Genomic DNA, 14,188 nt, shown 5'->3' on the forward strand with positions numbered 1-14,188 from the left:
TTATGACAAAGAGTAAAATAGCTGTAGTACCGGGCAGTTTTGATCCGATTACATACGGACACTTGGATATTATAGAACGCGCCTGTAAAATTTTCGATAAAGTATACGTTTCAGTGCTAAGAAACTCTTCAAAACAGGGTTTATTTTCACCGGATGAGCGTATCGATTTAATCTCAGGTGTGACGGGTCATCTGGATAATGTCGAAGTAGTGCAGTTCGACGGACTGCTTATCGATTTTTGTCAGCAGGTCAAAGCGGATGCAATTATTAGAGGGTTGCGTGCGGTCAGTGACTTTGAATACGAAATGCAGCTGACGAGCATGAACAGAAAGCTCGACAGCCAGATTGAAACGATGTATATAATGACGAATAATAATTATTCATTTATTTCATCATCGATTGTTAAGGAAGTTGCAAAATACGGCGGCAAGATTGAAGATATCGTGCCGCCGCTGATTGAAGATGCATTAAAGGAGAAATTTAAGGAACAATAATCACCGGGGTATTGAAATCATTCTTGTTTTTGCCGGTAAAAGTATTATAGACTTCCGTGGCCGTCACTTCGTGTGATACAAGGTCGCGGTTTTTCTTATTTACATTCGTAATGATAGTTACAGAATCGAGGGTTTTTAAATACTGCTGACCGTTTTTCGTCATGCCGAGAATACGCACGCTGTCACCCAGCGTATGCTGATCCATCACGTCTTCGGTAATGTTTAAAAGAATTGCAATCATCAGTCTGCTGAGCCGTGTCCACGTGTAGCGTTTGGTTTTTACTGCTGATAAAAATGCATCATAGCTGCCGGCACTGCGGATTTTATCTTTCAGACGGTGTTCGAGTCCTTCCGTCATCATTAAATATTTTTAAGTTCTGCTGAACGGGTTAAAATAACAGTTTTCAACGTCTTGTAAAACTCTTCATTAGAAGCTAAATGACTGCCCGTCATTTGATCGATAAGACTCTCCGGCATGAAGTTTCGAGCCTGTTCCGTATTGCCCTGGAACAGTGCAGCGCGCAGACTTGTCGCGCTTGAGAATTCAGCGCTGGATAACGAAGCATCGCTGTAGTTGTTGCCGATACGCTTTATCGTTTCGGGTCTGATTGATGAATCTAATTCTTTAAGTGCATTAATATAAGCGATGCCAAGCGTATCGTTCGGAGACGAAAGCAGAGAACTGTCGGCCAGAGCGCTTATTGCGCGCGGATAGCTGTACCCTTGTTTTAGAAGCGCATGAAACTCCGGTGAATCTTCAAAGAGGGTGGCTTCGTCCGCTGCATTAATCAGTGCATCGATGCTGCCGGACTCGCTGCCGAACACCAGGTCAGTCGCCTGGAGTTTATCCGCAATATGCACGCCGCCGCGTGCGAAATCATCCGCGGAGCTTACAGCGTTTAATAACGGGAGCTCTGCGACGAGGTCGACATGTTTAAGTGCGGCTTTTGTCCGTGTAAACTTATCCGTAATTGCGATTTCGCCGCGCTGGGTAAAGTTTCCTGACATAATGGCAATAGTGACATCGGGCTCTGTGAGCGCCTTGGCTTTCTCTATATGATAAATGTGCCCATTGTGGAATGGGTTGTACTCTGTAATTAATGCTAAAATTTTCATACATAAACCCCCGATAAATGTTATACTAAGTGTATCAAAATATTAGACAGATTGAAGTTATTTGTTAAGAAAAAAACTTGACACTTTTTCTTTATAATTGTACAATATCTGTTGTGCTCATAAGAGGTGGAATTGTATGAAATGGTCGCTTTCACAAATAAGAAAGTACGCCAGTGAGAAATTCACTTTTGATGAAACTGTTCAGTTAGACACATTGTTTGATCGTGCGGACATACTTGCTGTAGAAGATATTAATATATATGGTGATATGTTTTTCGGACATCATCGAGTAGATGTTGACTTGCATATATCGGCGGTTGTTAAGATGATCGACAGCCGGAGCGGTGATGCCGTTAGTCTGCCTCTCGAAATACAATCTGTCGAAGTGTTCGATGAAACACTTGAAGAAGACGAGGAAACAGATGATGACAACTTGCATCCGCTGGTCCATACACTGGACTTGGAACCTGTAGTCAGAGAACTGCTAATCGTTAACTTACCGACAGTTTATACTGAGAGTGACGAGCTACCCGGGTCATCAGGAGCAAGTGGTTGGACAGTAATGGATGAATCGGAAGCCAGCGGTAAAAAACCGGCTGTGGATCCGAGATTACAAAAACTAGAAGCTTTAAAGCTAAGCGATGAGGAGGAATAACAATGGCAGTACCTAAAAGAAGAACATCAAAAACACGTAAAAATAAACGTCGTTCACACATGAGACTTTCATTACCAGGAATGGTAGAATGCTCAAACTGCGGTGAAACTAAATTAGCTCACCGTGTATGTAAAGAGTGCGGAAGCTACAAAGGCGAAGAAGTCGTAGCAAGTGCTAACTAATTGCCTTAATAAGAAAACGGTCTGAAAATCTTAACTTTAAGATCTTCAGACCGTTTTTTTGTGTTTTTATGTTTGAAGGCTGGAGTTAGGCGGGAATCTTTTGCAGCGGCATGAGCGGGTTTCATTGGTTTGGAAGGTCGGAATCCTATGACTGACTCTCATAGGTCTCCGTGTCGTTTAGAAATCCTATGACTGACTCTCATAGGTCTCCGTGTCGTTTAGAAATCCTATGACCGACTTTCATAGGTCTCCGCAGCGTTTAGGAATCCTATGACTGACTTTCATAGGTCTCCGCAGCGTTTAGGAATTCTATGACTGACTTTCATAGGTCTCCGCAACGTTTAGAAATTCTATGAATAACTCTCATAGACATCCGGCACAACAAAATCCAACGATTCCAGGCAGAATCTAAAGCAAAAAGCCGGGACTAAATTACCAGCCCGGCTCTACACATCAGATAAGTATTATTTTGGATACCACATTAGTGATTCGTCTGCCAAATCGCGTTCGATATCATATTCGTGGGCGTCGAAATCATGTTTTTCAAAAAAATTGCGGGAGTTTTGGAAGCGGCTGATGGCTTTAATCGGAATGTTAAATGATTTGGCGTACTCAATCAGTTCACTGCCGAATCCTCTGCCCTGATATTTTTCCAGCACTTCAAGTTTCCATATAACTAAATAATCAGCTGTGTCAGAGTTAATCGGATGTTCTGTGTCTTCCTGGCGATACAGGCACATTCGTGCTGCCAGTTCATCGCCCTGGTAAATACCGTAAAAAGGTGAATCGATATTTGCATCGATTACATTGGCTTCGAGTTCATCATATGTGAAGTTCCTGGGAACCGTACTCACGGAATTTTTTAAATTCTTCTGCTGTTTTGTAGTTAATCGCTAAATTTTTTACTTTTGACATTTGGCAACGCTCCTTTTTATACAGTATATTCATAATTGCTAAGCCGTTCAATTGTTTTATAGTTAAATAACTTTTATACTTTGAATAACCATTAATTGAGGAGAAAGATTTATGCATTTTGAGACTATTGATTTTTCTAAAAACATACATAATAAAACTGACATTAAACAGTTCTACGGCGGTTTATCGTACGATGAAAAAAGCATTAAAGAAGTGCTTCAGCGTCCGGTACACGGTCATACTGCAAAGCTCGGCAGCATTATCGAAGCGGATATGTCACAGTACGGCATATCACAAGAGCAGCAGCATAATATTGAACTGCTGAAAAAAGGACATAAGGTTGTTATTGCCGGCCAGCAGGCAGGATTATTTATGAGCCCGTCGTACATTATTCATAAAATTATATCAATTTTAGTCGTGGTTGAAATGAAAGAAAATCACGGCTACGATGCAGTACCGGTATTTTGGATTGCAGGTGAGGATCACGATTTTGAAGAGGTGAATCACACACATCTTTATGATACCTATCACCGCAGACGGATTAAAGTAAGTTACAAGCCCAATTTAACAGTGCCGATGAGTGTCGGTTTTTATAATTACGATAAAAAGCGATGACTGAAACGCTTGATAAAGTATTGGGTTATATCGGTGACTCGGATTATGCAGCAGAGTTAAAGAAGAAAGTATCTGAATCTATTGAGCGATGTACGTCGTGGACGGACTTATTTCACAGTCTGGTCCACGAAACATTTAAAGATGATGGTCTGGTAATTTTTAATTCACATCTCGAATCGGTGCGTGAGCTTGAAGTGCCGATGATGCAGCAAATATTTAAGAAACATAAAGAAATTGACGATGCATTTAAATCCGGACAGAATGAATTTTTAAAGTCGGTCAATAAAGCACCGGTCATTCAAACAGACACGAATGTTCATCTGTTTGTGAATGCGACAACAGTACGTTCGCTGCTGACTGAAGCCAAAGACGGCTCCGGCTACATTCTTGGTGATAAAAACCTGAGTCATGATGAAGTATTGAAACAAATTGAAGAGTCGCCGGCGGAGTTTTCCAATAACGTCGTGACGAGACCGCTGATGCAGGAAATGCTGTTTAACACTGCTGTATTTTTAGGCGGCGGGGCCGAGGTATCGTATTGGGGAGAGCTGCATAAAGTATTCGGTGCAATGAATGTCGAGATGCCGATCGTCATGAAGCGGATGGAATTTATGCATGTGGATGACAGAATCAGCAAGCTGCTTAAAAGATATGAGCTGATGCTGGATAACAGTATCTCCGAACAGATAGAGGAGCAAAAAAAGACGCTTATTAAAACTCATACAAATGATGAGGTTATAAATGAAATTGAACGCGTAAAATCGACTCTTGAAGATGCATTTAAGCCGCTGTATGAACACGCGGATGAATATTTTAAGAGCGGGATAATCGACGGTAACAAAAAACGCCATATGAATGAACTTGATTATTTGAAAAAACGCTACTCAGTGGATGTAAAACGCAGTTTAAGACAAGAGCTCAACAATCTGGACGAATTAAGCGAAAAATTGATGCCGAATGGCGCATTGCAGGAAAGACTCTATCACCCTTGGCAGTTTGCGGTGAGTAATTGGGATTATTCCCCACTCAGCTATACAGAGAAATTAACGGTCATAAAAAGTTAATAATTAGCGGATACCATGCGATTTCTTCATTTGAAGAAATCGCTTTTTTAATTTGACAAAATAATTTGGCAATCTTTTTATAATTTGTGGAGGAAAGTGGGGAGATGTGGTAAATTAATATATAGCGGGGTGAGAATATGTTCATGGGTGAGTATAAACATAATTTGGATACGAAAGGCCGCATAATTGTGCCGAGCAAATTCAGAGAATTACTCGATGAACAATTCGTTATTACGCGAGGGCTCGACCGCTGTTTATTTGCTTATACAGTGGACGAATGGAGCCGCATAGAAGAAAAACTTAAAGCGCTTCCGCTGACTAAGAAAGATGCACGTAAATTTACGAGATTATTTTTCTCGGGTGCAACGAACGTGGAAATCGATAAGCAGGGACGCATCAATATCCCGCAAAATCTGCGTGAATACGCAGGATTATTAAAAGATTGCACCGTTATCGGTGTATCCAGCAGAATCGAAATTTGGGATTCAGCAGCCTGGGAAGATTTTTATACAGAATCAGAAGATAACTTTGAAGATATAGCAGAAGATTTAATCGATTTTGACCTTTAGGATGTGACAAATTGTTCAACCACACTTCAGTTTTATTGAAAGAAACAGTCGATGGTTTAAATATTAAACCGGACGGCATATATGTCGATGCAACACTCGGCGGCGGCGGACATACATCATATTTATTGTCACAGCTTGAAACAGGCCATGTCTATGCATTTGATCAGGACATGACAGCGATAAATAACGCCCGTGAAAAATTTAAAGACAACAGTAACATAACTTTAATTCATACAAATTTTGAAAATATAACAACAGCACTTAACGAATTAGGTGTGACAAGTGTCGATGGTATACTTTACGATCTCGGCGTTTCAAGTCCGCAGCTAGACGTTACAGAACGGGGCTTCAGTCACTCAAAGACAGCACGACTCGACATGAGAATGGATCAGACGCAGTCGCTGGATGCTTACGAAATTGTTAATGATTATCCGTACGAAGCTTTAGTCGGTATCTTTTTCAGATACGGTGAAGAGAAGTTTTCGAAAAAAATTGCAAGAGAAATCGAGCGTTTAAGACAAATCGAACCAATTGAAACAACGACCGAACTGGCGGAAATTATTAAATCACAAATTCCTCAGAAGTTTAGAAGAACAGGCGGACATCCTGCGAAACGTATTTTTCAGGCGCTCCGTATTGCAGTTAACGATGAGCTGGGTGTATTCGAGCGTTCATTGGAGCAGGCAATTGAACTGCTGAACAAAGATGGCCGTGTATCGGTAATCACATTCCACTCTTTAGAAGACAGAATTTGCAAGCAGATGTTCGTTGAATACGAAAAAGGGCCGGAGCTGCCAAGAAATATGCCGATTATCCCTGAGGGCTATGAACCGGTATTAAAAAGGGTAAATCGAAAACCGATTATCGCCGAAGGCGACGATCTCGAGTCCAACCCGCGTGCGCGCAGTGCGAAGCTTCGAATTGCTGAGAAACAAGTATAGGAAGTGTTGACATGGTAGTAGAAAGATATACTGAAGTAAATCCTGCGAAAAAAGTATACAGAGAACCTGACAGTCAGCCGAAAACCCTGAAAAAAGAAAAACTTGTCGGGATAAAGCGGATGGAAATGGCTATTTACATAACGCTGGCGGTTCTGATTGCAGCGGTTTCCATATATGTGCTATCTTTGAAAATGGAAGCATACAACTATCAAAGTGAGAAGTCATCTATAGAACAGACAATTGCAGTTAAAAATGGTGAGATCAGTGAGCTGAATACTGAAGTCACATACCTTGCTTCCTACGATCGCATATACGAAAAAGCTCAGGAACTGGGCTTAGATTTGAATAATAGCAATGTAAAGGTTGTAGAAAAGTATGGCGAAGATTAGACGGAAACTCAGTCTTAAAAATAGCAAGGTAACAATTGGCGCACTCCTGATATATTTCGGTATAGGAGTGCTTTTTCTTTTGATTATCGGACAATTCACGAAATTGATGATATTTCAGACGATAGATGATGAAGATTTAATCGCAAGAGGGCAGGATAAGTATGCCGTCAGCGCGATAAATGAACCCGAACGCGGAGAAATTGTCGACCGTGAAGGCAATATCCTGGCAGCTGATATGGAAGCTTACCGGATTGCCATAATTACGGATGAGAATTATCCAAATCACGTGAGCAATCCAAAAGAGACAGCAGCATTACTTGCTGAAGTTGTCGATATGGATAAAGCAGAAATACAAAAACAAATTGAAGAAAACATTGAAAAGGGCCAGTTCCAGATGGAACTTGGACAGGCTGGACGCAATGTTTCATATAATGATAAGAAGTTTCTGGAAGAATCAGAGGCGACAGGTATAGTTTTTGAACCCGAAACGAGACGTTTTTATCCGAACGGGCAATTTGCTTCGCATTTAATCGGCTTTGCTGAATTAAATGATGACATTGGCGGCCTCGACGGGCAGCTCGGTTTTGAGCGTATTTATAACGACCTGCTGCAAGGTGAGCCGGGCAGTGTGGATTATTCTCAGGACGTCTGGGGTTATATTGTGCCGAACTCTGATAATGTTAAACCGCCGGTCAACGGGCATGATATTAAACTGACTATCGATCCGAATATTCAGCTCTATCTTGAAGATACATTATCGGATATGGAAGAGCATTTTGAGCCGGAAGAATTAATTGCGGTTGTCGCTGATGCAGATACAGGTGAGATTTTGGCAAGCGGTCAGCGCCCGACATTTAACCCTGAAACGCGTGAGGGCTTCGGGAACAGCTGGCTGAATATGCTTTATGAATATTCATTTGAACCGGGTTCAACATTTAAAGTATTCGGACTGGCAGCGGCTATCGAAGAAGGCGCCTACGACCCGGATACTGTTTATACTTCAGGCTCGATGGACGTAATGGGTTCAACGATCTACGACTGGGAAACTGAAGGCTGGGGCGATATTACTTATAATGAAGGTATGCAGTATTCTTCAAACGTTCTGATGATGATTTTGCAGGATAAAGTCGGCGCAGATAAAATGCTTCAGTATTATAAAGACTTCGGCTTTGGAGAGACAACAGGATCTGAATTCCCGACAGAAGTTACAGGACAGATGGCCTGGGATAATGAACTGCAGCAGAAGACAACATCTTTCGGACAGACATCGACAGTAACGCCGATTCAATTGATTCAGGGTATGACGGCACTGTTGAATGAAGGCGAAATGAAGAAACCTTATGTTGACGAAATTACGGATGATTCCGGGAAGGTCGTATATGACGGTAAGGAAGAAACAGTTAGACAGGTTATTTCTCCGGAAGCGGCAGAGAAGACCGTGTCTGAAATGAATACACTGATTGACGGTTCGCTGGATCATAACCCTCAGTATAAATCTGATGAGTATGAAGTTACGGGGAAATCCGGTACTGCTCAGATTTATGATCCGGACACAGGCGGATATATGGATGGAGATTATCAATTCTTCACTTCATTTTTAGGGTATGCGCCAAAAGAAGACCCTGAAGTGATTGTCTATTACGGTATTAAGCTTGCCAGTGAGAACAAAAGTGAAACATGGGATAACGGTGTCGCACGCGGCTTTAATCCTCTGATGGAACGAACGCTGAAATATTTAGAAGTATCTGAAGCGGACGTATCAGGTGATCATAATGTTGTCGAAATCGGAGACTACAGAGGGCAGAAGTTAGACGCCTTAACTGGCGAATTAAATGATACAATTGATGTGAAAATAGTCGGGAACGGTACAGAGATTACTGAGCATTTTCCGCAGGATGACACGCTGCTGCCTTACGATTCATTGTTTGTAAAAACAGATGGTGAACCGACACTGCCGGACTTCAAAGGGCTTTCGAAACGGGAAGCGTTGATGCTGGCTGACTTTATAGGTATAAATATTACAGTCGAAGGTGAAGGTTACGTAAACAGCCAGTCACAAAATGCGGGCACAGCAATAACGGAAGAAACTGCTGTGGAAATCACTTTATCGTCTAATGACCCGAACGATTAGGAGGAACTATGAATTATATATTTTTCGCAGCTGCACTTGTGCTGACTGCCATACTGATACCAATTATAATCCCTTTATTGAAACGCATGAAATTTGGTCAGACTATCCGGGAAGAAGGACCCGAAAGCCATATGATTAAAACAGGAACACCGACGATGGGGGGACTGTCATTTATTTTAGTGACAATCGTCCTGTCCGTTATCGGATTGTTCTTCGTTGATGATATTTATAAACTGCTCGTGTTAATAATCGTTACAATCGGTTTTGCATTAATCGGTTTTATCGATGACTATATTATCGTCGTTAAAAAAGATAATGCAGGACTGTCATCAAAACAAAAGTTTCTTGCACAAATAGCAGTTGCAGTCATTATTTTTTATAATGATTAACTGGATTCCTGATATCGACGCAGGCATTCAGATTCCGGGAACTGATTTATTTATCCCGCTCGGTATATTCTTTGTCGTCTGGATTGTGTTCTGGCTCGTCGGATTTTCTAACGCTGTGAACTTAACAGACGGTCTTGACGGACTGTCGACAGGAACATCGATTATTGCATTCGGTTCATTCCTTGCAATCAGCCTTGTAACAGGTGAGATGGAAATTGCACTGTTTCTTTTTATTTTAATTGGTTCACTGATTGGATTTTTAATATTTAATAAATATCCGGCAAAACTGTTCATGGGTGATACAGGTTCACTCGCACTCGGCGGTATTATTGCAACGGTATCGATTCTTCTGAACAGCAGTCTGCTGCTCTTACTTATCGGTCTGGTTTTCGTAATTGAAACAGCAAGTGTAATGATGCAGGTGGCATCGTATAAAACAACCGGCAAAAGAATATTTAAAATGACGCCGATTCATCACCATTTTGAACTGTCAGGATGGAATGAATGGAAAATCGTCATCGTCTTCTGGTCAGTCGGCCTGCTGTCAGGTGTGCTCGGTGTAATATTAGGAGTGATGTAAGATGAAACTATTCAGCGGATACGAGAATAAAAATGTCATCGTACTCGGTTATGGCAGAAGTGGAAAAAGTGCTGTAAATGCGCTTGTCAGTTTAGGAGCAAACGTTACACTGACGACGAATGAAGTATTCTCTGATGAAGAATCGGAACAGAAATATAATGCGTGGGGTGTTGAAATAGTCGACGGACACCATCCGGCTAATCTTTTAAATCAAGCAGATTTAATCGTTAAAAACCCGGGTATCCCGTACAGTATTCCCTTTTTAAAAGAAGCAGAAGAAAGAAAGATTCCAATTGTTACAGAAGTTGAGATTGCCCATCATCTAAGCGAAGCACCGATTTATGCGCTGACCGGCACAAATGGTAAAACAACGTGCACACATCTTTTAGGTGAGATGCTTGAAAATAACGGCAGCAGTCCTATTTTATGCGGTAATATCGGCTATCCTGCAACAGACGCTGCAATGGAAGCGGCAGCTGATGATACATTGCTGATGGAACTGTCATCATTTCAGCTGATGGGTATTAAAGAATTCAGACCGAATATTGCGGTCATTACGAATATCTATCAAGCTCATTTGGATTATCACGGCTCGGTTGAAGAATACGTTCACGCCAAGCTTGAAATATTTAAAAATATGACAGCAGATGATCTGCTGATTTTCAATAAAAAACAGGCGTCTATGCTGGAAGGACTGGATATTAAATGCCGCATCCAGTATTTTGACGCTGATAATGCAGCTGATGCATATGCAGCTGACGGCAATTTAATCGTGCATGGTGAAGTAATCATGCCGGTTAAAGATGTTGTATTAAAAGGTGAGCACAACATCGAAAATATTCTTGCAACACTGCTCGTTGCTTCAGCGCACGGTGTAAGTCTGGATGCAATGAAACAGACACTGACTACTTTCAGCGGTATATCCCACAGACTTGAGCGTCTCGGCGAAGTCGGTGAAGTGAAGTGATTTATTATAACGACTCCAAAGCGACAAACAATCTGGCAACATCATTTGCACTGAAGAGTTTTGATACACCGGTTATCTGGCTTGCAGGCGGACTGGACCGCGGGCAGTCACTCGACGAGTTAATGCAGTATGCAGGACACGTGAAGCGGATTGTCTCATTTGGACAAACAGCCCCTAAGTTTAAAGCACTTGCAGAGAAGCTGAATATTCCTTATGACGTGACTGATAATCCGTATACAGGGATAGAACTGACACATCGTTACGCAGTCCGGGGAGATACAGTATTATTTTCCCCGGCATGTGCGAGCTGGGATCAGTATAAAGATTACGAGCGCCGCGGGGATCACTTCAAGGAAGGCTTCGCAAAACTCAGCTAAAAGATAAGGAGGTATAGCCGATGAGTAACGATGATAATAATATCGATGACATTAAAGAAAAATTAAAAAGAAACGTCAGGATACTGAGTATGTCGGCTATACTGCTAAACCATCCGGTAGTAAAGATGAAGCTGAAAAAGAGCCGAAAACCAAAGAGTTTCCAAAAAAAGAAAAATCAGAAGATGCGGATTTATCATTAACAATTGAACACTATAAAGATTTTGAAGATAAAAAAACCGCTGCTGAAAATACCAAAGATAAAAATAATAAGAAAAAAGGTAAACAGAAAAATAAAACTGTTAAAGATAAAAAGTCTGGCGGTAAAAAAACAGCAGCGGCAGATAAAAGAAAAGATAAACCGAAGAAACCCAAAAAAGAGTTTCAATTTAAACGAGTACATATGTATATCGGAATTATAATCTTTTTAATACTGCTGCTCGGTGTACTCTTATGGTATGTGTTTTCAAGCGCCAGTGATGTTAAAGAAATAAGTTTTGAAGGCAACAGCCTGGTTACAGAAGCAGAGCTTGAAGAGCGGATCGGCTTTAGTACCGGGGATAAGATGTTCAGTATTTCTGCCGGCAAAGCTGAGGATAACGTTGAACTGCTGCCGGTTATTAAAGAAGTATCTGTAGAGCGTGACTGGCCGAATAATGTTACAGTTAACGTTAATGAATATAAAGCTATTGCTTATATTAATAGTGAAGATCTTTATTTTCCGGTGCTCGAAAACAGCAGAATACAGCGGGGCTATCCAAGTGCTCCCCGCAATGCACCGATTATTTACAATTTCGAAGGTGAAGAATTCGATGCGCTTGTTGCAGCGCTGAACGAAATTGAAGTTGATATACTGGAAAGTATTTCAGAAATATATTTCCGGCCGACAGATAATTCGATGCGCCGTATTCACGTGTTCATGAATGACGGTCAGGAAATAGTTGCAGATTATGAAACGTTTAGTGATAAAATGAATTACTATATCGGTATCCGTCAGGAAATCGGTGAGGAGACCGGCGGTATAATAGATATGGAAGTCGGCACAAGTTATCTGCCGTACGACAGCGCCGATGCACGTGAAATTAAAGATAATATTTATAATGAACCGTCACAGGCGGGTTATATCGAAGATATAAATGAAGCACTCGACGGTGTAAGATCAGCACTTGGTGAAATAGACAGTGCTGCTGAAGAATAAAAACACATAAAGTAAAACAAATCTTTTGAAATAGTTCACATTAATCAGAGTATAATGTAAACTAGAAATAGTATTATGAAAATGGCTGTGTAGGAGGCAATAAGGTGAAGGAACATTATTATGTTGCCCTTGATATCGGCTCGTCTAGTGTCAAAGTAGTGGTCGGGGAAAAATTTCACAATGGTGTGAATGTTATTGGTACCGGCCAGACCTTCACTGATGGGGTTTCTAAAGGGATGATCAACGATTTTGATCAGGCTAAAAATGCAATTACAGATACAATTAAAAAAGCGAAAATCGCTTCAGGTGTAGATATTGAAGAAGTGTTTGTGAAAATTCCAATCGCGGATACTCACATTCAGTTCACAGAGGACGCAATACGTTTCGGCGGGAAAGCGACAGAAATTAACGGCGAACATATCGAAGAACTGCTCGAAAATGTAAGAATAGAAGATATGGCAGGCCAGAAGAAGTAGTCAGCGTTTACCCGGTATCTTTCTTAGTCGACGGTCTGCATGAAGTAAATGATCCGAAAGAAATGATCGCAGAAGAAAGTCTGGCAGTTAAAGCGGGAGTAGTCTCTGCAAATCGCACACTGCTTATAAATATCGTTAAATGTGTTGAAGCAGCAGGTTTAACTATTTTGGATGTCTATTCAGATGCGGTAAACTATCAGCACATACTGACAGATGCTGAGATTGAACTTGGTGCTGTCGTTATTGATATGGGTCTTGACTTAACTCAGTTTGCTTATTATGAACGAGGATCTTTAAAATATGCTAACAGCATAGGTCTTGCCGGCCGTGATATAACGCTGGATTTAGTCGATGAGTTTAATACTACATACGATGAAGCGGATCAGGCAAAAGAACAGTACGGACATGCATTTTTTGATCTTGCTAGCGACGATGAAAAAATGATGCTTCAGCAAAATGACTCGGGTGAACCGGCAGAAGTGACTTCAAAAGACTTAGCTGATGTCATCGAGCTCGTTGTCGAGGATATGTTCATGAGTGTATTTGAAGACCTCGCTAAGAACGGCATTAACAATGTACAGGGCGGTTTCGTTCTGACAGGCGGTACTGCAAATATTCGCGGCATCAAAGAATTGATGCAGGATTTAGTTGCTGAAAAAGTAAGAGTTCATATACCAAATCAAATGGGTGCGAGAAAACCCGAATTCTCAAGCGCAATCTCAGTTTTATCAAGCGGAATAATGTTTGATGAGTTACTGGAATATGTTACAATTGATAATTATGATGACTATCCAGAAACAGATTCACAAAATACAGTGAATGATGAACAGGAAGCACAGCCTGCAAACTTCTTTACAGGATTGTTTGCAAAACGTAAAGAAGAGAATGAGCTTCAGGTCAATCGGGATGAAAATCATGATGAAGGTTCATACGAAGATGATTATAATTATCCTGATGAAGACAGTATTGAGGAATCACAGGCTGATAATGAAGCTGCCGATGACGAATACGAGGATTACACTTATGATGACGCCGAGACTAACTCTGAACGGATAGATAAAGAACCGAAAGAGCAGGGCGATTTAGGCAGTAAAGTTAAAAAAATATTTAAAAATCTATTTGAGTAGAAGTAC

General features: G+C 41.1%; 13 protein-coding genes and 4 pseudogenes. 15 read left to right on the top strand and 2 right to left on the bottom strand.

Annotation, left to right across the window (positions count from 1 at the left end; genetic code table 11):
* Positions 1-2 precede the first annotated feature (2 nt).
* Positions 3-494 (top strand): pantetheine-phosphate adenylyltransferase, encoded by a 492-nt coding sequence (gene coaD / locus G4D76_RS13160; protein ID WP_213810113.1) that lies wholly within the window; start codon positions 3-5, stop codon positions 492-494.
* On the opposite strand, the pseudogene G4D76_RS13165 reads toward coaD, so the two are convergent.
* Positions 481-1,610: pseudogene (locus G4D76_RS13165) on the bottom strand (nucleotidyltransferase). The gene coaD and the pseudogene G4D76_RS13165 overlap by 14 nt on opposite strands.
* Positions 1,611-1,746: 136 nt before the next feature.
* Between G4D76_RS13165 and G4D76_RS13170 the strand changes: the two are divergent.
* The gene (locus G4D76_RS13170) at positions 1,747-2,265 is read left to right on the top strand and encodes a YceD family protein (RefSeq protein ID WP_213810114.1); all 519 of its coding nucleotides are present in this window, start codon (positions 1,747-1,749) and stop codon (positions 2,263-2,265) included.
* Positions 2,266-2,267: 2 nt separating this feature from the next.
* Positions 2,268-2,447 carry a 50S ribosomal protein L32 gene (rpmF, locus tag G4D76_RS13175; RefSeq protein WP_026858476.1) on the top strand — a complete coding sequence of 60 codons (180 nt, stop codon included), beginning with the start codon at positions 2,268-2,270 and terminating at the stop codon, positions 2,445-2,447.
* Between the two features lie 464 nt (positions 2,448-2,911).
* Here the strand turns inward: rpmF and G4D76_RS13180 are convergent.
* A pseudogene (locus tag G4D76_RS13180) lies at positions 2,912-3,362 on the bottom strand (N-acetyltransferase).
* 111 nt (positions 3,363-3,473) lie between these two features.
* Here G4D76_RS13180 and bshC (G4D76_RS16300) point away from each other — a divergent pair.
* The 12 genes and pseudogenes from bshC (G4D76_RS16300) to ftsA all read left to right on the top strand — a co-directional run bounded on the left by bshC (G4D76_RS16300) (position 3,474) and on the right by ftsA (position 14,182).
* Positions 3,474-3,977 (top strand): bacillithiol biosynthesis protein BshC, encoded by a 504-nt coding sequence (bshC, locus tag G4D76_RS16300; RefSeq protein WP_256440497.1) that lies wholly within the window; start codon positions 3,474-3,476, stop codon positions 3,975-3,977.
* A complete protein-coding gene (gene bshC, locus G4D76_RS13185; protein WP_256440498.1) occupies positions 3,974-5,041 on the top strand; it encodes a bacillithiol biosynthesis cysteine-adding enzyme BshC in 1,068 nt (355 codons plus the stop codon). Before bshC (G4D76_RS16300) ends, bshC (G4D76_RS13185) begins: the two co-directional genes overlap by 4 nt.
* A gap of 137 nt (positions 5,042-5,178) precedes the next feature.
* Positions 5,179-5,610 carry a division/cell wall cluster transcriptional repressor MraZ gene (gene mraZ, locus G4D76_RS13190; protein WP_026858473.1) on the top strand — a complete coding sequence of 144 codons (432 nt, stop codon included), beginning with the start codon at positions 5,179-5,181 and terminating at the stop codon, positions 5,608-5,610.
* A gap of 11 nt (positions 5,611-5,621) precedes the next feature.
* Positions 5,622-6,551 carry a 16S rRNA (cytosine(1402)-N(4))-methyltransferase RsmH gene (gene rsmH / locus G4D76_RS13195; protein WP_213810115.1) on the top strand — a complete coding sequence of 310 codons (930 nt, stop codon included), beginning with the start codon at positions 5,622-5,624 and terminating at the stop codon, positions 6,549-6,551.
* A gap of 11 nt (positions 6,552-6,562) precedes the next feature.
* Positions 6,563-6,940, top strand: a complete 378-nt coding sequence (gene ftsL, locus G4D76_RS13200; RefSeq protein WP_026858471.1) for a cell division protein FtsL — start codon at positions 6,563-6,565, stop codon at positions 6,938-6,940.
* A 79-nt stretch (positions 6,941-7,019) separates the two neighbouring features.
* A complete protein-coding gene (locus G4D76_RS13205; RefSeq protein WP_250130008.1) occupies positions 7,020-9,071 on the top strand; it encodes a penicillin-binding transpeptidase domain-containing protein in 2,052 nt (683 codons plus the stop codon).
* Between the two features lie 8 nt (positions 9,072-9,079).
* A pseudogene (mraY, locus tag G4D76_RS13210) lies at positions 9,080-10,040 on the top strand (phospho-N-acetylmuramoyl-pentapeptide-transferase).
* 1 nt (position 10,041) lies between these two features.
* Positions 10,042-11,007 (top strand): UDP-N-acetylmuramoyl-L-alanine--D-glutamate ligase, encoded by a 966-nt coding sequence (murD, locus tag G4D76_RS13215; protein ID WP_213810117.1) that lies wholly within the window; start codon positions 10,042-10,044, stop codon positions 11,005-11,007.
* Positions 11,004-11,384 carry a Mur ligase family protein gene (locus tag G4D76_RS13220; protein ID WP_213810118.1) on the top strand — a complete coding sequence of 127 codons (381 nt, stop codon included), beginning with the start codon at positions 11,004-11,006 and terminating at the stop codon, positions 11,382-11,384. Before murD ends, G4D76_RS13220 begins: the two co-directional genes overlap by 4 nt.
* Before the next feature lie 20 nt (positions 11,385-11,404).
* Positions 11,405-11,584 (top strand): hypothetical protein, encoded by a 180-nt coding sequence (locus G4D76_RS13225; protein WP_213810119.1) that lies wholly within the window; start codon positions 11,405-11,407, stop codon positions 11,582-11,584.
* A gap of 200 nt (positions 11,585-11,784) precedes the next feature.
* Positions 11,785-12,579 (top strand): cell division protein FtsQ/DivIB, encoded by a 795-nt coding sequence (locus tag G4D76_RS13230; protein ID WP_213810120.1) that lies wholly within the window; start codon positions 11,785-11,787, stop codon positions 12,577-12,579.
* A 104-nt stretch (positions 12,580-12,683) separates the two neighbouring features.
* Positions 12,684-14,182, top strand: a pseudogene (ftsA, locus tag G4D76_RS13235) (cell division protein FtsA).
* The last annotated feature ends 6 nt before the right edge of the window (positions 14,183-14,188 follow it).

This window comes from Jeotgalicoccus sp. WY2, from assembly GCF_018437745.1.
Lineage (GTDB): Bacteria > Bacillota > Bacilli > Staphylococcales > Salinicoccaceae > Jeotgalicoccus > Jeotgalicoccus psychrophilus.

Coding starts and splice junctions, on each gene's coding strand:
- coaD (WP_213810113.1), top strand. CDS start 3: ATGACAAAGAGTAAAATAGCTGTAGTACCGGGCAGTTTTGATCCGATT.
- G4D76_RS13170 (WP_213810114.1), top strand. CDS start 1,747: ATGAAATGGTCGCTTTCACAAATAAGAAAGTACGCCAGTGAGAAATTC.
- rpmF (WP_026858476.1), top strand. CDS start 2,268: ATGGCAGTACCTAAAAGAAGAACATCAAAAACACGTAAAAATAAACGT.
- bshC (WP_256440497.1), top strand. CDS start 3,474: ATGCATTTTGAGACTATTGATTTTTCTAAAAACATACATAATAAAACT.
- bshC (WP_256440498.1), top strand. CDS start 3,974: ATGACTGAAACGCTTGATAAAGTATTGGGTTATATCGGTGACTCGGAT.
- mraZ (WP_026858473.1), top strand. CDS start 5,179: ATGTTCATGGGTGAGTATAAACATAATTTGGATACGAAAGGCCGCATA.
- ftsL (WP_026858471.1), top strand. CDS start 6,563: ATGGTAGTAGAAAGATATACTGAAGTAAATCCTGCGAAAAAAGTATAC.
- murD (WP_213810117.1), top strand. CDS start 10,042: ATGAAACTATTCAGCGGATACGAGAATAAAAATGTCATCGTACTCGGT.
- G4D76_RS13225 (WP_213810119.1), top strand. CDS start 11,405: ATGAGTAACGATGATAATAATATCGATGACATTAAAGAAAAATTAAAA.
- G4D76_RS13230 (WP_213810120.1), top strand. CDS start 11,785: ATGTATATCGGAATTATAATCTTTTTAATACTGCTGCTCGGTGTACTC.